Origin of the sequence: Streptomyces sp. NPDC056222 (assembly GCF_042264065.1) — a bacterium.
Taxonomy (GTDB): Bacteria; Actinomycetota; Actinomycetes; order Streptomycetales; family Streptomycetaceae; genus Streptomyces.
On the sequence record NZ_JBHJTL010000132.1, the window covers coordinates 1 to 18,131 of the forward strand.

Annotated in this window: 15 protein-coding genes; 6 read left to right on the forward strand and 9 right to left on the reverse strand. The window is 71.0% G+C overall.

What is annotated here, in order from left to right:
• Positions 1-42: 42 nt before the first annotated feature.
• From ACFC0D_RS35620 to ACFC0D_RS35640, 5 genes are all read right to left on the reverse strand, one after another.
• A complete protein-coding gene (locus tag ACFC0D_RS35620) occupies positions 43-237 on the reverse strand; it encodes a hypothetical protein (protein ID WP_046905580.1) in 195 nt (64 codons plus the stop codon).
• Between the two features lie 153 nt (positions 238-390).
• Positions 391-840: an HD domain-containing protein gene (locus ACFC0D_RS35625; RefSeq protein ID WP_376445413.1), complete on the reverse strand. Its 450-nt coding sequence runs from the start codon at positions 838-840 to the stop codon at positions 391-393.
• A gap of 32 nt (positions 841-872) precedes the next feature.
• Positions 873-3,302, reverse strand: coding sequence for an ABC transporter permease (locus ACFC0D_RS35630; RefSeq protein WP_376445415.1), 2,430 nt, complete (start codon positions 3,300-3,302; stop codon positions 873-875).
• Positions 3,302-4,123, reverse strand: a complete 822-nt coding sequence (locus ACFC0D_RS35635; RefSeq protein ID WP_376445418.1) for an ABC transporter ATP-binding protein — start codon at positions 4,121-4,123, stop codon at positions 3,302-3,304. Before ACFC0D_RS35635 ends, ACFC0D_RS35630 begins: the two co-directional genes overlap by 1 nt.
• 119 nt (positions 4,124-4,242) lie before the next feature.
• Positions 4,243-5,388: a PP2C family protein-serine/threonine phosphatase gene (locus ACFC0D_RS35640; protein WP_376445421.1), complete on the reverse strand. Its 1,146-nt coding sequence runs from the start codon at positions 5,386-5,388 to the stop codon at positions 4,243-4,245.
• A 107-nt stretch (positions 5,389-5,495) separates the two neighbouring features.
• Between ACFC0D_RS35640 and ACFC0D_RS35645 the strand changes: the two genes are divergently transcribed.
• A complete protein-coding gene (locus tag ACFC0D_RS35645; RefSeq protein WP_376445424.1) occupies positions 5,496-6,725 on the forward strand; it encodes a GNAT family N-acetyltransferase in 1,230 nt (409 codons plus the stop codon).
• A 79-nt stretch (positions 6,726-6,804) separates the two neighbouring features.
• Here ACFC0D_RS35645 and ACFC0D_RS35650 read toward each other — a convergent pair whose 3' ends face one another.
• Positions 6,805-7,614 carry an Fpg/Nei family DNA glycosylase gene (locus ACFC0D_RS35650; protein ID WP_376445426.1) on the reverse strand — a complete coding sequence of 270 codons (810 nt, stop codon included), beginning with the start codon at positions 7,612-7,614 and terminating at the stop codon, positions 6,805-6,807.
• A complete protein-coding gene (locus ACFC0D_RS35655) occupies positions 7,614-8,108 on the reverse strand; it encodes a ribose-5-phosphate isomerase (RefSeq protein WP_329120558.1) in 495 nt (164 codons plus the stop codon). The genes ACFC0D_RS35650 and ACFC0D_RS35655 overlap by 1 nt, the downstream gene beginning before the upstream one ends.
• Before the next feature lie 184 nt (positions 8,109-8,292).
• Between ACFC0D_RS35655 and ACFC0D_RS35660 the strand changes: the two genes are divergently transcribed.
• Complete coding sequence (locus ACFC0D_RS35660; protein ID WP_376445430.1) at positions 8,293-9,738, forward strand: amino acid permease; 1,446 nt, start codon at positions 8,293-8,295, stop codon at positions 9,736-9,738.
• A gap of 226 nt (positions 9,739-9,964) precedes the next feature.
• Here ACFC0D_RS35660 and ACFC0D_RS35665 read toward each other — a convergent pair whose 3' ends face one another.
• A complete protein-coding gene (locus ACFC0D_RS35665; protein WP_376445433.1) occupies positions 9,965-10,558 on the reverse strand; it encodes a biotin transporter BioY in 594 nt (197 codons plus the stop codon).
• A gap of 266 nt (positions 10,559-10,824) precedes the next feature.
• Here ACFC0D_RS35665 and ACFC0D_RS35670 point away from each other — a divergent pair, with 266 nt between their 5' ends.
• The 3 genes from ACFC0D_RS35670 to ACFC0D_RS35680 all read left to right on the forward strand — a co-directional run bounded on the left by ACFC0D_RS35670 (position 10,825) and on the right by ACFC0D_RS35680 (position 14,572).
• Positions 10,825-12,219 carry an amino acid permease gene (locus ACFC0D_RS35670; RefSeq protein WP_376445436.1) on the forward strand — a complete coding sequence of 465 codons (1,395 nt, stop codon included), beginning with the start codon at positions 10,825-10,827 and terminating at the stop codon, positions 12,217-12,219.
• 115 nt (positions 12,220-12,334) lie between these two features.
• The gene (locus tag ACFC0D_RS35675; RefSeq protein ID WP_376445439.1) at positions 12,335-13,753 is read left to right on the forward strand and encodes an amino acid permease; all 1,419 of its coding nucleotides are present in this window, start codon (positions 12,335-12,337) and stop codon (positions 13,751-13,753) included.
• Between the two features lie 174 nt (positions 13,754-13,927).
• The gene (locus ACFC0D_RS35680) at positions 13,928-14,572 is read left to right on the forward strand and encodes a superoxide dismutase (RefSeq protein WP_376445441.1); all 645 of its coding nucleotides are present in this window, start codon (positions 13,928-13,930) and stop codon (positions 14,570-14,572) included.
• A 118-nt stretch (positions 14,573-14,690) separates the two neighbouring features.
• On the opposite strand, the gene ACFC0D_RS35685 is transcribed toward ACFC0D_RS35680, so the two are convergent.
• Positions 14,691-15,326, reverse strand: a complete 636-nt coding sequence (locus ACFC0D_RS35685; RefSeq protein ID WP_376445444.1) for a DsbA family protein — start codon at positions 15,324-15,326, stop codon at positions 14,691-14,693.
• 136 nt (positions 15,327-15,462) lie between these two features.
• Between ACFC0D_RS35685 and pepN the strand changes: the two genes are divergently transcribed.
• Positions 15,463-18,009: an aminopeptidase N gene (gene pepN / locus ACFC0D_RS35690; RefSeq protein WP_376445447.1), complete on the forward strand. Its 2,547-nt coding sequence runs from the start codon at positions 15,463-15,465 to the stop codon at positions 18,007-18,009.
• Positions 18,010-18,131 lie beyond the last annotated feature (122 nt).

Genomic DNA, 18,131 nt, shown 5'->3' on the forward strand with positions numbered 1-18,131 from the left:
CCAGAGGCCCCCGCCGGGGTCGGCGGGGGCCTCTGGTCCGTTTCAGAACTTGATGGAGCCCACGGTCTGCGTTATCGAGTCGAGGAAGCGCTGGATGTCGTCGGCCATGCCCGTGGAGGCAAGGAAGAAGCCGAAGAGCACCGCGACCACGGCCGGGCCGGCCTTGAGGTTTCCGCCGCGGATCAGCACCACCAGGATGATCGCCAACAGCAGCACCACAGACAGTGAAATGGCCACAACTGATCACACCCTCGGTCGGTCCCACCTTGCCGCCCGGGAGCGCACGTCACAGAACACCCCCGCTGCATCCATCGTGCCACCAACTACTTGCCCACTGACGCCGGGTGACGAATCGTGGACGCCGGAATCGAGCCAACCCGCGAGATCTCGTCAGCCCTCGGTGAGCCCGAGCAGCCCTCGTACGGTGGCGTACTTCACGGTCAGGCGGGCCCGCGTCGGCTCGTCGAGCACCGCGAGTCGGGCCGGGTCCGCGTTGTGCGCGAGGTCTGCTTCCTTGACGAGGAGGGCGCCGGGGACGGCGAGGATCCGGCGGGTGTACGACTCCAGTTCCTCGCCCGGTCGCTTGGTGAGCGCGAGGACCATGTCCTTGACCGCGCGCGGGAGTTCGGCCGAATCCAGCCACTCCGCCGACAGTGCGTCGTCCTCGACGGAGTCGTGCAGCCAGGCGGCGGCGATCTGTTCCTCGCTCCCGCCCCGCGCCCGTACCCCCTCGGCCACCGCCCGCAGGTGTTCGGCGTAGGGGCGACCCGCCTTGTCGGTCTGGCCCTCGTGGGCCGCGACGGCGAGGGACTCGACCTGGGTGAGGGTGAGGTGCGGCATGGGCCGACTGTACGGGGCGGGGCCGGGCCGCGTCAGCGGCTGCGCAGGGCGGCACGGGCGGGGAGGGCCGTGGACATCAGGCCCAGGACCACGACCGCGCCCGCGAGGGTGCCGTAGAGAAGCGGTGGAATGTACGGGCCTTCGCCGGTCAGGCCGTTCGTCATAGGAACGAGGGTGGCCAGGGCGATGCCGGTGCCGAGGGCGAGGCCGGCCAGGGTGACCAGGAGCGCCTCCCAGCGGATCATGCGCAGGACCTGGCGGCGGGTCGTGCCGATCAGACGGAGGGTGCCGAGCTCACGGCGCCGGTCGAGGACGGTCATCACCAGGGTGTTGGCGGCGGCGATCGCGGCGAAGCCGCCGAGGACGGCCGCCATCGTGGTGTTGGCCCAGGCGTTCAGCTCGCGCTCGGTGCTCCGGGCGGAGGTCCAGCCGTCGGGTCCGGTGACCGTGCCCAGGTCGGTCAGGCCGGCCGCCGTGCCGCCGCGGACGAAGAGCTCGGTGGCGTACGGGGAGGTCACATGGCCGGTGAGGGCGGCGGCGGGCAGGGTGATCTCGGCCAGGCCGAGCCCCCGGGTGTAGGTGGCGACGACGCGCGGTTCGGCGGTGGAGCCGTCGGGCAGCAGGAGTGCGAGGCGCTCCCCCGTCGCCACGTCCGCGGCGTCGGCGAGCCGGCTGTCCACGGCGACCGTGCCGGGAGCGAGCGCGGCCAGTGATCCCGTACGTACTCCGAGGTCGAGGACCCGGGACGGGTCGGCGGAGACGGCCTGCGCCGACGCGGTACGGAAACCCTGGGCGCCGTCCGGCAGCAGGACCGAGGTCCGCTGGACCGCGACCGCGGCGGTGACGCCCGGGGCGCGCCCGGCTCGCTCGGCGGCGTCGGCGGGCAGCCCGGCCGGTGCGGTGACGACATGGTCGGCGACGACGGCGGCACGCTGCTGTTCGGCGGTTGCCCGGTCGGTGCTGGTGTGCAGGAAGACGAGGGTGGAGGAGAAGGCCATCGCGAGCACGATCGGGGTGAGGGCGGAGGCGAGCCTGCGCGCGTTGGTCCGGGAGTTGGCGGCGGCGAGGTAGCCGGAGGCGCCGGAGCCGCGCAGCGGCAGCCCGACGAGGCTCGCGCAGAGCCGGGCGAGCAGCGGGCCGAGCAGCGCCACGGCCAGCATGAAGAGCATGACGACGCCGAGGGCCGTGTTGGCCGCGTCCTCGCCGGACAGGGAGGCGGCGACGCCCGCGAGGGCGGCTCCCCCGGCGAGGGCTGCGAGGCCCAGCGGCGTACGGATCCAGCCGGTGGAGCGACGCTCCACGGCGGCCTCCGCGAGCGCCTGGCCCGGCTTGGTCCGGGAGGGGCGGCGGGCGGCGAGAAGGCCGGCGAGGAGCGCGGTGGCGACGACGGCGAGGAGCGCGGCGGCGAACGGGATGGGACCGAGGTCGAGGGCGACGGCCTCGGGGACGGCGCCCTTCTCCTTCAGCTGTCCGAGCCACCAGACGGCGAGGGCGGCGCCGGGCAGGCAGCCGAGAGCGCCCGCGAGGGGGGCCACGAGGAGAGCCTCGGTGGCGATGGAACGGCGGATCTGGCGCGGGGTCGCGCCGATGGCCCGGAGCAGGGCGAACTCGCGGGCGCGCTGCCCGACGGAGAGCGCGACGGTTCCGGCGGCGGTGAAGATCGCGACGAGGGTGGCGGTGCCGCCGAAGGAGCCGCCGAGCGCGGTGAGCAGTTCCTTGGCGGCGGGGAGCGCGGCCCCCTCGGCGAGCGCCCGGTCGTTCCCGGTGTGGACCTGGGCCCGGTCGCCGAGGACGTGGCCGACCTGCGCGGCCAGGGCGCCGGGGGTGGTGCCCGGCGTGGGCAGTACGGCGATGGCGTCGACCGTGCCTGGGTGGCCGGAGAAGGCGAGGGCCTGCGCGTCGGAGAGCCAGACGCCTGCGGACGCGGTGACGCCCGAGACCGTGAACCCGCGCTCGCCCGCCGGGGTCCGGAGGGTGATCCGGTCGCCGACGTGGGCGGTCCCGGCGGCGACGACGGCCTCGTCCGGGCCGGGGGCGGTGCCCGAGGTGAGCGTCACCGGGGTGAAGGCGGTGGAGGACCAGCCGTGGGCGGAGAGCGACGCCTTCTCCGTATGGACGGGGAAGGTGACGTCGCCGATGGCGCGGGCGGCGCCCGGGGCATCGGCTGCCTCGCGGACGAGGGAGGCGTCGAGCCGGGCGCGGTCCGGGACGGCGGCCGACTCCACCTCCTTCTCGCCGCCGACAGTCACCGTCCGGTGGACCTCCTGGTCGGCCGCGGCGACGACCGGCGCGCCGGCGTACCGGTCGGACGGGACGGTGGCGGTCAGGCCGGTCTGGAGAAGGAGACCGCAGCCGGCGACGACGGCGGCGGCGAGGAGCAGCGCGACGAAGGTGCCGACGAAGGAGGAAGGCTTGAAACGGACGGAGGCGCGGGCGAGGCCGTTGGGCCGGAGGATGCTCATCAGGCTGCCGCCCCGGCGTACGCGGGGGCGGTGAGGGCGCGCATGCGGTCGGCGATCCGCTCGGGGCTCGACCGGGGCAGGGTGTCGGCGATGGCCCCGTCGGCGAGGAAGAGGACGCGGTCCGCGTAGGCGGCGGCGACCGGGTCGTGGGTGACCATGACGACCGTCGCGCCCATAGGGGCATCCCCGGCGAAGCGAGGGGCAGAGTCGACGGCGCCGCGGAGCAGGCCGAGGACCTCGGCGGCGGTCGTGGTGTCGAGGGCGCCGGTCGGTTCGTCGGCGAAGACGACGTCGGGCCGGGTGACCAGGGCGCGGGCGATGGCCACACGCTGCTGCTGGCCGCCGGAGAGTTCGGAGGGGCGGCGTCCGCCCTTGTCGCCGAGGCCGACCTGGGTGAGGACCTCGGCCGCCCGGTGCCGGTCGGGGCGCTGTCCGGCCAGTCGCATCGGCAGCAGGACGTTCTGTTCGACGGTCAGTGAGGGCAGCAGGTTGAACGCCTGGAAGACGAACCCGAGTCGGCTGCGGCGCAGTTCGGTGAGCCGGTTCTCGCTCATTCCGCCGATCTCGGTGCCGCCGAGGCGTACCGAGCCTGCAGTGGGACGGTCGAGGCCCGCCGCGCACTGCAGGAACGTGGACTTACCGGAGCCGGAGGGGCCCATGACGGCGGTGAAGCTCCCGCGGGGCAGGACGAGGTCGATGCCGCGCAGCGCGTGGACGGCGCCCGCGCCCCGGCCGTACTGGCGCCGCACTCCGGACAGCTCGACGGCGGCGCCGTTCGGCGGGGTGGGGTGCTCGTGGCGCTTGGCGCGGCGCAGGGCCATGGTCGTTCCTCCGTGGGTTCGTGACGATGTCTCGAACGTACGGATCAGAGCAGGTCAGGGACTATGGCGGCTGCCGGTCGAACAAGGGTGGGGAAAGCCCCACCCCGCTCCTGGGGATCTCAGGTCTGGCGGCTGATGAGCAGCAGGGCGCGGTCGTCGTTGACGTCCTTCGCGCAGGCCTCGATGAGGTGCCAGGCCGCGCCCTCGAAGCCCGAGGCGACATAGCGGTCGGCCTCGCCGGTGAGGCGGTCGATGCCCTCGGCGATGTCCCGGTCGGCCGCCTCGACGAGGCCGTCGGTGAAGAGCATCAGGACGTCGCCGGGCCGGAGCGAGCCCTTGACCGGGTGGAACTCGGCGCCGTCGTAGACGCCGAGGAGGGGGCCCTCCCCCGACTTCTCCTCCCAGCGACCGGTGCCCGCGTGGAGCTGGAGCGCGGGAAGGTGGCCGGCGGAGAGGAGTTCGTAGTCCCCCGACTCCAGGTCGAGGACCAGGTGGATCGAGGTGGCGAAGCCCTCCTCCCAGTCCTGACGCAGGAGATAGCCGTTGGCGGCCGGAAGGAAGCCGTGCGGCGGCAGCGAGCCGAGCAGTCCGCCGAAGGCCCCGGACAGCAGCAGGGCGCGCGATCCGGCGTCCATGCCCTTGCCGGAGACGTCCGTCAGCAGGACCTCCAGGGTCCGTCCGCCGTGCGTGCGGGCCGCGACGACGAAGTCGCCGGAGAACGACTGGCCGCCCGCCGGGCGCAGCGCCATCTCGCGGTGCCAGCCCTTGGGGAGCCGTGGGAGGGCACTCTGGGCCCGGATGCGTTCGCGCAGGTCGAAGAGCATGGTGCCGCCGCGGCGCCAGGGCACGCCGACCCGAGCCCTGAACTGGGCGATGAGCAGCCCGAAGAGTCCACAGGCCGCGACCACGAGGACGGTTCCGGGCGTGACCCGCGCCGGGCCCTGCGTGTACGGGCCGAGTACGACCGACTCGACGATCAGGGCCCCGGCGGCCGCCGCGTACAGCGCGAGCAGGCTCGCGGGGCGCAGCAGCAGTCCCCCCGCGACGATCGGCAGGACGAGCGCGGCGGGCGCGCACCACACGGGATCGGCGAGGGTGCCGACGGTGATCGCCGGGATGGTCAGCAGCAGCCCGGCGAACGCGACCCAGTCGGAGCCCTCGCCCCGGAAGTAGTCGACGCCGGACTTGCGCAGGGCGATGCGGACCCGGTGTGCGCTCCTGCGCATCCGGGCCGAGTACGAGGCGACACCCACGCGACTTCTCATTGGCCTGGACCCTATCCACCCGGTCGGACCTCGCGCAGGGGGACCCCTGAGACATTGCACGTGAAATCGGGTCGCGTCGGGCCGGTGGGCGCTGATATCGATGGCATATGACGACTGAACTGCGCGTGCTGGACCCGGCCGAGTGGGACGAGTGGTACGAGAACCTGGTCCTCGCCTTCGGGGGCGTCGCGGAGGCTCCGGAGGAACGGCAGCTCTGGCGGGACTTGACCGAATTCGATCGCTCGCTCGGCGTCTGGGACGGCGAGAGTTGTGTCGGCACCGCGGGCGCGTTCACGTTCCGGATGTCCGTACCGGGTGGCGCGCTCGTGCCGACGGCGGGCGTCACGATGGTGAGCGTGGCCGCGACGCACCGGCGGCGCGGGATCCTCAGCTCGATGATGCGGCGTCAGCTCGACGACGTACGGGCGTGGGGAGAGCCGCTGGCCGCGCTGACGGCCTCGGAGCCGGAGATCTACGGGCGCTTCGGCTACGGCATCGCCACCTATCAGACGCGGGCGGAGATCGACACGACCCGGGTGCGGATCACCGTGCCGGAGGGTACGGACGAGGTGGTGCTGCGGCAGGCCGATCCGGCGAAGGCGTCCGCGGCGTGCGAGGCGGTCTACGCGCGGCTGGTGCCGCGCCGGCCCGGAATGCTGGCCCGCAGGCCGGGGTGGGAGCGGCTGCCGCTGCTCGACCCGGAGAGCGAGCGGGGCGGGGCCTCGCCGAAGCAGTGCGTGCTGGCGGAGCGGGACGGGGAGGTCGTCGGGTACGCGCTGTACGCGATCAAGCCGGAGTGGTCCCAGAGCGGGCCCGACGGCAGTGTGCTGCTGAAGGATCTGGGGGCGCTGGATCCGGCGGCGGAGGCGGCGCTGTGGCGGTTCCTCTGCTCGATCGACCTGACGTCCTCGGTGACGGTCCACAGCCGGCCGGTGGACGACGCGTGGCGGCACCTGGTGAGCGACATCCGGCGCTGCGCGCCGCGGACGCGGGACTCGCTGCATCTGCGTCTGGTGGACGTGGGCGCGGCGTTGGCCGCGCGGACGTATCAGGTGGGGGTGGATGTGGTGTTCGAGGTCGCCGACGCGTTCTGTCCCTGGAACGAGGGGCGGTGGCGGTTGACCGGGGGCCCGGAGGGGGCGGTGTGCGTCCGGACGGAGGATCCGGCGGATCTTGCGTTGTCCGTACGGGAGTTGGGGGCGGCGTATCTGGGTGGCGTGAGGTTGACGTCGCTGGCCGCGGCCGGGCGGGTGCGGGAGCTTCGCGACGGGGCCCTCGTGGAGGCGTCCCTCGCCTTCGGGCCGTCCGTGGCGCCGTGGTTGCCGCACGGGTTCTAGGGGGCGTCGCGAGCCCGGCCTGATCGGCAGGACACCCCCTAGCACCGGCCCCGTGGTGCGGTGGGTGGTCCTCCGCGGGTCAGCGCGTCTGGCATCCCGGGCACCAGAAGAGGTTGCGGGCCGACAGGTCCGCCGTGCGGATCTCCGTGCCGCAGATGTGGCAGGGCTGGAGGGCGCGGCGGTAGACGTAGACCTCGCCGCCGTGGTCGTCCACGCGGGGCGGGCGGCCCATCGCCTCGGGGGTGTGCTCGGGGCGGACCGTGTCGATGCGGTTCAGGCGGACGCCCTCGCGCATCAGTTCCACGAGGTCGGTCCAGATCGCGCTCCATTCACGGCGCGTCAGATCCTTGCCCGCCCGGTACGGGTCGATGCCGTGCCGGAACAGGACCTCCGCGCGGTACACGTTCCCGACGCCCGCGATGATCTTCTGGTCCATGAGCAGGGCCGCGATCGTGGTGCGGGACCTGGAGATCCGGTTCCACGCCTTGGCGGGGTCGTCGCCCTCCCGGAGCGGGTCCGGGCCCAGGCGGTCGTGTATCGCGCCCTTCTCGGCGTCCGTGATCAGGGCGCACGTGGTGGGCCCGCGCAGGTCGACGTACGCCTCGGGGTCGGCGAGCCGCAGCCGCACGGTGTCCGTGGGCGGCGGGGCCGGGGCGTCACCGAAGTTCACCTTGCCGAAGAGGCCCAGGTGGATGTGGACCCACTCCTCACCGGGGAAGCCGAGGAAGAGGTGCTTGCCGTGGGCCTCGGTGGAGTCCAGGACCGCGCCGTCGAGCAGCGCCGCCGAGTCGCTGAACTTGCCCTGCGGGCTGGTCACCCGCACGGACCGGCCGCCGAACCGTTCCCGGTAGTCGGCGGCCAGTCGGTGGATCGTGTGCCCCTCGGGCATCAGGCGGTCGGCTCCTGCGGGTGGTGGGCCGGGATCGCGGGGAGTTCGCCGGTCGTCTCGTACGCGGAGAGCATGTCGATCCGGCGGGTGTGACGCTCGTCACCGGAGTACGGGGTGCTCAGGAAGATCTCGACGAACTTCGTCGCCTCTTCCTGGGTGTGCATCCGGCCGCCGATGGAGACGACGTTGGCGTTGTTGTGCTCGCGGCCGAGGGCGGCGGTCTGCTCGCTCCAGGCGAGGGCGGCGCGCACCCCCTTCACCTTGTTCGCGGCGATCTGCTCGCCGTTGCCGGAGCCGCCGATGACGATGCCCAGGCTGTCCGGGTCCGCGGCCGTCTTCTCGGCGGCGCGCAGGCAGAACGGCGGGTAGTCGTCCAGGGCGTCGTAGATGTGGGGACCACAGTCGACGGGCTCGTGGCCATGGGCCTTCAGCCACTCGACGAGGTGGTTCTTGAGTTCGAAGCCGGCATGGTCGGAGCCGAGGTACACGCGCATGGGTCCGAGTGTGGCACGGCGGGGCCTGGGTAGCGGTCAGCGGGGTCGGGGCCTCGGTCCGCGTCGATGCGGACCTTCGGCCCTTACACAACGAATCGGAATCGCCTCTTCCGATCACCCCGTCCCCCGGTGTTGAATGCTCGGGCTCGCGACCCGAGCGCCCCCCACACGAAGGAAAGCGTTCATGAACACGCAGCCGACCCTTACGAAGGAAGGCGGGACCACCGGTAGCACCGGTGATTCCCAGCAGTCCGACGGACTCAAGGCCGGTCTCAAGAACCGCCACCTCTCGATGATCGCCATCGGTGGCGTCATCGGCGCCGGCCTGTTCGTCGGCTCCGGCTCCGGCATCGCCGCGGCGGGTCCCGCGATCCTTCTCTCCTACGCGCTCGTCGGCGCCATGGTCGTCTTCGTGATGCGGATGCTCGGCGAGATGGCGGCCGCCCGCCCGTCGTCCGGCTCCTTCTCCGCCTACGCCGACCAGGCGCTGGGCCGCTGGGCCGGCTTCACCATCGGCTGGCTGTACTGGTTCTTCTGGGTCGTGGTGCTCGCCGTCGAGGCGACCGCGGGCGCGGTGATCCTGGAGAGCTGGATCCCGGCCGTGCCGCAGTGGGCCTGGGCGCTCATCGTCATGGTCGTGCTGACCGCGACGAACCTCGCCTCCGTCTCCTCGTACGGTGAGTTCGAGTTCTGGTTCGCCGGCATCAAGGTCGTCGCGATCGCCGCGTTCGTCGTCGTCGGCTTCCTCGCCGTCTTCGGCGTGCTGCCGGGCTCGGACAACCCGGGCGCGGGCTTCGCGCACCTCTCCGACGCCGGGGGCTTCTTCCCGATGGGCGCGGGCGCGATCCTCACCGGTGTGCTGATGGTCGTCTTCTCCTTCATGGGCAGCGAGATCGTCACCCTCGCCGCCGGCGAGTCCGAGGACCCGCAGAAGGCCGTCACCAAGGCCACCAACAGCGTGATCTGGCGGATCGGCGTCTTCTACCTGGGCTCGATCTTCGTCGTCCTGACCCTGCTGCCGTGGAACGACAAGTCGATCGTCGAGAAGGGCTCGTACGTCGCCGCCCTCGACTCCATCGGCATCCCGCACGCCGGCCAGGTCATGAACGTGATCGTGCTCACGGCCGTCCTCTCCTGCCTGAACTCGGGTCTCTACACCGCTTCCCGCATGGCCTTCTCGCTCGGCCAGCGCGGCGACGCGCCGAAGGCGTTCGCCAAGACCAACAAGCGGGGCGTGCCGACGGCCGCGATCCTCTCGTCCGTCGTCTTCGGCTTCGTCGCGGTCTTCTTCAACTACCAGTGGCCCGACACCGTCTTCGCGTTCCTGCTGAACTCGTCCGGCGCGGTCGCGCTCTTCGTCTGGCTGGTCATCTGTGTGACCCAGCTGCGGATGCGCGGGATCATCCTGCGCGAGACGCCCGAGAAGCTGGTCGTGAAGATGTGGCTCTTCCCGTACCTGACCTGGGCGACCATCGCGATGATCGTCTTCGTCCTCGGCTACATGATCTACGACGGCGGCAGCGCGCGTGAGCAGGTCGTGCTGTCCCTGCTGGTGGCCGGCCTGGTGCTGGCCGTGGCGCTGGTCAAGGACCGCTTCAAGAAGGCCACGCGGGACGAGATCGACGCCTGATTCCCTGCCTGGCGGACGCTGTCAGGCATGCACGGAAGGCTCTCCGTACACCGATCACCTCGGGAACGGAGAGCCTTTCCATGTCCGTCGCCGCTGCCGCCCGTACGACTTCGCCCTCGGGGACGGGGAACGGACGGCGGGCCGTACGACGCGGAAACGCGGAAGAGGCCCGCCCGGTCGAAGTCGAACTCGACCCGGCGAACCTCTTCGGATGGAACCGGCCGCGTCAGCCCTTGCGGCCGACGAGCTTCCACGTGGCCGGCAGCACGCCCATCGCCAGCGCGGCCTTGAGCGCGTCGCCGATCAGGAACGGGGTCAGACCGGCGGCGACAGCCTGCGGGAAGGACATGCCGGTGGCGAGGGCCAGGTACGGCACGCCGACCGCGTAGATGATCACGGAGCCGAGCACCATCGTGCCCGCGGTGCGGAGCACGGAGCGGTCGGCTCCGCGGCGCGCGAGGGCACCGACGACGGTGGTGGCGAGCAGCATGCCGAGGACATAGCCGAAGGACGGCATCGCCCGGCCCGAGGACGCCTGCGCGAACCACGGCACACCCGCCATGCCGACGAGCGTGTACAGCGCCAGGGAGAGGAAGCCGCGGCGGGCGCCGAGCGCGGTGCCGACCAGGAGGGCCGCGAAGGTCTGGCCGGAGACCGGGACCGGGGAGCCGGGGACCGGGAGGGCGAGCTGCGCGGCGATGCCGGTGAGGGCGGCGCCGCCGACGACGAGCGCGATGTCACGGGCGCGGCTGGACGGCAGCAGGTCGGCGAGAACCGTCCCGGAGCGGAGGGAACGGACAGGGGCGACGGCGGTGCTCATCGGGTACTCCGCGGGGTGAGGGTGTACGGGGACGGATCGACCGTAGTCGAGGAGTGAACGCTCGATCACCATCAGTCGCCCACAAAGGGGAGGTTGAGCCCTTCGTGGAGATCGGACAAAGAGCGGGATCGCCGCCTGACGCCACGTGACGCTTGTCACGTGGCAGAGCTGGACAGAGGTCCTTTTTGCGCCAGGGGCCGCCCACCAGCGAGACTGTGGGTTCTCCATAAACGCTCCAAGACGCTTCCCGAAGGCACGAGCCCCTCATGCACGACGCACCGCCTGCCGCCGCGGCCCCCCTCGCCCCCGAACCGGAGCCGCTCTCCCACGGCCTGAAGCAGCGTCATCTGACGATGCTCGGGCTCGGCGGAGTGATCGGGGCCGGGCTCTTCGTCGGCTCGGGCGCGGGCATCGCGGTCGCCGGGCCCGGCATCGTCCTGTCGTATCTGATCGCGGGCACGCTCGCGATGCTGGTCATGCGGATGCTCGGCGAGATGTCGGCGGCCATGCCGGCCTCGGGCGCCTTCTCCGTCCACGCCGAGCGGGCACTCGGCCGCTGGGCGGGCTTCTCGGTGGGCTGGCTGTACTGGTTCCTGCTGGTCGTCGTGCTGGCCGTGGAGGCGACGGGCGCGGCGCGGATCGCGCACGACTGGGTGCCGGGAGTCCCGCAGTGGGGCTGGGTCCTGATCTTCATGATCGTGTTCACCGTCGCCAACCTCGCGGCGGTGAAGAACTTCGGCGAGTTCGAGTTCTGGTTCGCCGCGCTCAAGGTCGGCGCGATCGTCCTCTTCCTGATCCTGGGGACTCTGGCGATCGTCGGCTTGCTGCCGGACACGGATCCGGTGGGGATGGCCAATCTGACCGGCCAGGGCGGTTTCCTGCCCAACGGCTGGGAGGGCGTGGTCTCCGGAGTGCTCGCCGTGGTCTTCGCCTTCGGCGGCCTGGAGGTCGTGACGATCGCCGCCGCCGAGTCGGACGACCCGGCGCGCAACGTGGCGCGGGCGGTACGGAGCGCCGTGTGGCGGATCCTGCTGTTCTACGTCGGCTCGATGCTGGTCATCGTGACGCTGCTGCCCTGGAGCTCCATGGTGCCGGGCCAGTCGCCGTACGTCGCCGTGCTCGACTCCATCGGGGTGCCGTCGGCCGGCCAGATCATGAACGTCGTGGTCTTCGTGGCACTGCTCTCGGCGCTCAACGCCAACCTCTACGGCTCCTCACGGATGATCTTCTCGCTCGCCGAACGCGGCGAAGCGCCCAAGGGGCTGCTGAAGGTCTCGGGCGGAGGCGTGCCGCGCCGGGCGGTGCTCGCGTCGGTGGCCTTCGGCTTCGTCTCCGTACTGCTGAATCTGAAGTGGCCGGATTCGGTCTTCCTCTACATGCTCAACGCGGTCGGCGCCGTGCTTCTCTTCGTCTGGGCCCTGATCGCGGTCTCCCAGCTGAAGCTGCGCCGCCGGATCGAGCGCGAGGCGCCGGAGACCCTGATGCTGAAGATGTGGGGCTTCCCGTGGCTGACCTGGACGGCGCTGGCCGCGATGGCGGCGGTCCTGATGCTGATGCTCACCGACGACGCGGCGCGGCCGCAGGTGCTGTGGTCGGCCGGGGCCACCGGGGCCGTCCTGCTGGTGGCGTGGCTGCGGGAGCTACGTACGGCTCGGTCATGATCCTTCACTTTGTGTGAAGATCGTGCCCGTATAGCGGACATCTGTTCCCTGTGAGCGGGGCACCCACCCAGACTGTGGGCCGTTCCCCCGTCTCAGCCAATGAACAGGGCGGCCCATGTCACGGACCACCGCGCCCGAGCCCGTCGACCTCAAGGACGATCAGGCACCCCCCTCACAGGGACTCACGCACGGCCTCAAGCAGCGCCATCTCTCGATGATCGCCCTCGGTGGCGTCATCGGCGCCGGCCTCTTCGTCGGCTCCGGAGCCGGTATCGCCGCCGCCGGTCCCTCGATCGTGGTCGCCTATGCCATCTCCGGACTGCTCGTCATGCTCGTCATGCGGATGCTCGGCGAGATGTCGGCGGCGAACCCGGCCTCCGGTTCGTTCTCCGTCCACGCCGAGCGTGCGATCGGCCCGTGGGCGGGCTTCACCGCGGGCTGGGCGTTCTGGTTCCTGCTCTGCGTGGCCGTCGGCCTGGAGGGCATCGGCGCGGCGAAGATCATGACCGGCTGGTTCCCGGGTACCCCGGAGTGGGCCTGGGTGGCCCTCTTCATGCTGGTGTTCTGCGGCACCAACCTGGCGGCGGTGAAGAACTTCGGCGAGTTCGAGTTCTGGTTCGCCGCGCTCAAGGTCGGCGCGATCGTCCTCTTCCTGGGCATCGGCGTGCTCGCCATCGTGGGCGTGCTGCCCGGCACGGACGCGCCCGGCACCACGAACCTCACCGGTGACGGCGGGTTCTTCCCCAACGGCTCCGAGGGGCTGATCGTCGGACTGCTCGCCTCGGTGTTCGCGTACGGCGGTCTGGAGACCGTCACCATCGCCGCGGCCGAGTCCGAGCACCCCGTCCAGGGCGTCGCCAAGGCCGTCCGTACGGCGATGTGGCGCATCGCGCTCTTCTACATCGGCTCGATGGCCGTCATCGTGACCCTGGTCCCGTGGGGCGACAAGGCCGTCGTCGAGAAGGGTCCGTACGTCGCCACCCTGGACCACCTGGGCATCCCGGCCGCCGGCCAGATCATGAACGTGGTCGTGCTGGTCGCCCTGCTGTCGGCCATGAACGCCAACATCTACGGCGCCTCCCGGATGGCCACCTCGCTGGTCGCCCGCGGCCAGGGCCCGAAGGCGCTGGGCCGTACGTTCGGCGGCGTGCCGCGACCCGCGGTGCTCGTCTCCTCCGTCTTCGGCTTCCTCTGCGTGCTGCTGAGCTACTGGCGGCCGAACGACATCTTCATGTGGCTCCTGAACACCATCGGCGCCATCATCCTCGTCGTCTGGTTCTTCATCGCCGTCTCGCAGCTGCTGCTGCGCCGCCGGACCGAGCGCGAGGCGCCCGAGAAGCTGGTCGTGAAGATGTGGGCGTTCCCGGTGCTGACCTGGGTGGCGCTGGGCGGCATGGCCGCGATCTTCTTCCTGATGGCCCGCGAGGAGGGCACCCGGGACCAGCTGTACTGGACGGGCGCCCTCACGGTGCTGCTCGCGGTGGTCGGCTTCATCCTTCAGAAGGTGCGCGGTCCGGTGTCGCAGGACGCCTGACCACGGCATGGACGTACGAGAACCCCCGGACCTGTCGGTCCGGGGGTTCCGTGCTTTCCGGGTGCCGCGCCACGAGTCCTAGGCCCAAGGGCTGATCAACTTCGGGGCACTACTGCTGTTAGCCTGCACCTGCATATAGATTGCAATAAGGACCAGCAGCGAGAGGCTCGGCACATGGCGATCTACACCCTTCCGGAACTGCCGTACGACTACGCGGCGCTGGAGCCGGTGATCAATCCGCAGATCATCGAGCTGCACCACGACAAGCACCACGCCGCCTACGTCAAGGGTGCGAACGACACCCTGGAGCAGCTGGAAGAGGCGCGCGACAAGGAGCAGTGGGGCGCGATCAACGGCCTGGAGAAGAACCTCGCGTTCCACCTCTCCGGCCACATCCTCCACAGCATCTACTGGAACAACATGGACAGTCCGAAGGACGGTGGCGGCGGCGAGCCGCTCGCGGCCGACGGTGTCGGTGAGCTCGCCGACGCGATCACCGAGTCCTTCGGCTCCTTCGCCAAGTTCAAGTCCCAGCTGACCAAGGCCTCCGCGACCACCCAGGGCTCCGGCTGGGGTGTCCTCGCGTACGAGCCGATCAGCGGTCGGCTGATCGTCGAGCAGGTCTACGACCACCAGGGCAACGTCGGCCAGGGCTCGATCCCGGTGCTGGTCTTCGACGCCTGGGAGCACGCCTTCTACCTGCAGTACAAGAACCAGAAGGTGGACTTCATCGAGGCCATGTGGCAGGTCGTCAACTGGCAGGACGTGAACAAGCGCTACCAGGCGGCCAGGACCTCCGTCCCGCTGATCTCCTTCTGATCGGCCCCCGCTCGTCCTGCTCGTGATCGTCTTCTCAACCTTCACCTGCGGGCGGATGAAAGAAGAACCCCCGTGATGACGTGAATCACGGGGGTTCTTCCATGGCCGGGCAGGGGTCCTACTCGAAGCTCGGCGCCGCCGTCCGGGTGCGCTTGATCTCGTAGAAGCCGGGCGTCGAGGCCACGAGCAGGGTGCCGTCCCACAGCCGGGCCGCCGCCTCGCCGCGCGGGGTCGGCGTCACGACCGGGCCGAAGAAGGCGACCTGCTCGCCGTCCGCGTCCGGGACGGAGATGACCGGCGTGCCGACGTCCTGGCCGACCTTGTCGATGCCCTCCTTGTGGGAGGCGCGCAGCTCGGTGTCGTAGATGTCCTTGTCCGCGTAGTCCACCAGCTCGGCCGGCAGGCCGACGTCCGCGAGGGCCGCCGAGATCGCCTCGCGCGTGGGGCCCTCGCCGTTGTTGTGGAAGCGGGTGCCGAGCGCGGTGTAGAGCTTGCCGACGACCTCCTCGCCGTGCAGCTGCTGGGCCGCCACGACCACACGGACCGGGCCCCAGGCCTTGGTCTCCAGCATCTCCCGGTACTCGGGGGAGACCTCGTCGAGCTTGTTCTCGTTGAGGACGGCCAGGCTCATGACCTTCCAGCGCACGTCGACCGGGCGCACCTTCTCGACCTCCAGCATCCAGCGGGAGGTCATCCAGGCCCACGGGCACAGCGGATCGAACCAGAAGTCGGCGGTGGTCCTGTTCTCGGGCATGTCACTCCTCAGGGACGGCTGTCTATGCGCCAGACGGGGCAACACCGCCGGTCGGCGGAGACATTCCCCGAGTGCCGTCCGTCAGTGGCACATGGGAGGATCGGTGCTGTTTCGAAGGCGCCACGAAGGAGTGACCGTGCCCGGTGAGAATCTGTCCCGCGACGAGGCCCGCGAGCGGGCCGCGCTGCTGTCCGTCGACGGGTACGAGGTCGCCCTCGATCTGCGGTCGGCGGTCGGCGAGTCCGGAGAAGAGCTGCGCACCTTCCGCTCGGTGACGACGATCCGCTTCCGCCGTACCGGCGCGGGCTCCGCCACCTTCGTGGACCTGATCGCCCCGGCCGTGACCTCCGTCGAGCTGAACGGGCGCGCGCTCGACCCGGCCGTCGTCTTCGACGGTGCGCGGATCGCGCTGGACGGCCTCGCCGACGAGAATGTTCTGGTGGTGGACGCGCAGTGCGCCTACAGCCGGACCGGCGAGGGCATGCACCGTTTCGTCGACCCGGAGGACGGCGAGGTCTACCTCTACACGCAGTACGAGCCGGCCGACGCCCGTCGGGTCTTCGCCAATTTCGAGCAGCCCGACCTCAAGGCCCCGTACCGCTTCGAGGTGACCGCGCCCGAGGGCTGGACCGTCTGGTCGAACGGCGTGGGCGAGCAGGACGGCGAGGGGGTGTGGCGGTTCGCCGAGACGGCAGCGATCTCCACGTACATCACCTGCGTCGTGGCCGGGCCGTACCACTACGTCACGGACACGTACCAGCGCGGGGACATCGAGATCCCGCTCGGCGCGATGTGCCGCAAGGGGCTCGCCAAGCACTTCGACGCGGACGACGTCTTCCTGATCACCAAGCAGGGCTTCGACTTCTTCCACGACAACTTCGACTATCCGTACCCCTTCGGAAAGTACGACCAGGCCTTCGTCCCCGAGTACAACCTCGGCGCGATGGAGAACCCGGGCATGGTGACCTTCCGCGAGGAGTACATCTACCGCGGCAAGGTGACGCAGGCGGCGTACGAGCGCCGGGCGAACGTCATCCTGCACGAGATGGCGCACATGTGGTTCGGCGACCTGGTCACCATGGTGTGGTGGGACGACCTGTGGCTGAAGGAGTCCTTCGCCGACTTCATGGGCTCGTTCTCGCTCGCGGAGGCGACCCGCTTCACCAACAGCTGGGTGACCTTCGCCAACAACCGCAAGTCGTGGGCGTACCGCGCCGACCAGCTGCCGTCCACGCACCCGATCACGGCCGACATCCATGACCTGGAGGACGCCAAGCTGAACTTCGACGGCATCACGTACGCCAAGGGCGCCTCGGTCCTGAAGCAGCTGGTGGCGTACGCGGGCCGGGACGCGTTCCTCGAGGGCGCGCGCCGCTACTTCAAGCGGCACGCGTACGGGAACACCCGTCTCGCCGATCTGCTGTCGGTCCTGGAGGAGACCTCCGGGCGCGACATGAAGGCGTGGTCGCGGGCCTGGCTGCAGACCTCGGGCGTCAACACGCTGACGCCGGTCGTCACGTACGACGCGGAGGGACGCGTCACGGAGCTGGCCGTCGTCCAGGAGGGCGACGAGCTTCGTCCGCACCGGGCGGCCGTGGGTCTGTACCGGCTGTCGCCCGAGGGCGAGCTGGTCCGCTACGCGCGTGCGGAGGCGGACATCACCGGGGCGCGGACCGTCGTCGCCGAGCTGGCGGGCGAGGAGCGGCCCGACCTGGTGCTCGTCAACGACGACGACCTGACCTACTGCAAGATCCGTTTCGACGAGGGCTCGCTGGCCACGCTGCGGGCGCACCTCGGCGACATCACCGACCCCTTGGCCCGCGCCCTGTGCTGGTCGGCGCTGTGGAACCTGACGCGGGACGGTCTGATGCCGGCCCGGGACTTCGTCGCGGTGGCGCTGGAGTTCGCCGGCCGTGAGACGGACATCGGCGTGCTCCAGATGGTGCATGCCTGGGCGCGCTCGGCGGTCACGCACTACGCGGCGCCCGAGTGGCGTGCGGAGGGCGGCCGGCTGCTCGCCGAGGGTGGGCTGCGCGAGCTGCGCGTTGCCGAGCCGGGCAGCGAGCACCAGCTGACCTGGGCGCGCTTCTTCGCGGCCGCGGCCGCCTCGGACGCGGACTTCCAGCTCCTGGAAGGTCTGCTCGACGGTACGGCGAGGATCGACGGCCTCGAGGTCGACCAGGAGCTGCGCTGGTCGTTCCTGGAGCCGCTGGCCACGCACGGCCGGGCGGACGAGACCCGGATCGGCGAGGAGCTCGCCCTCGACGACACGGCGACCGGCAAGCGCCACCAGGTGCGCTGTCTGGCGGCGCGGCCCTCGGCGGCGGTCAAGGCGCAGGCGTGGGCCCAGGTGGTCGAGTCGGACACGTTGTCGAACGCGCTGGTGGAGGCGACGATCGCGGGCTTCGCACAGCCCTCGCAGCGGGAGCTGATCGCGCCGTACGCGGAGAAGTACTTCGCCGTGATCGAGCGGGTGTGGGCCGAGCGGTCGATCCAGATCGGCATGGACGTGGTCCGGGGGCTGTTCCCCGGCCTCCAGGACGACGAGTCCACGCTCACGGCGACGGACGCGTGGCTGTCCGCGCACGATGACGCGGCGCCCGCGCTGCGCCGGCTGGTCCTCGAGTCGCGGGACGACCTGGCGAGGGCGCTGCGGGCGCAGGCGTGTGACGGGGCGGCCTGACGCACCCTGAGGGCAGGCGTTCCGCAGGGGGGGGGGGGCCCCCGCGGGAACCCCCGGCCCGCGCCCGGAGATAAAAAAAAAAAACAACCCCCCAAAACCCCCAGTATAGAGTGTTGGGGGGT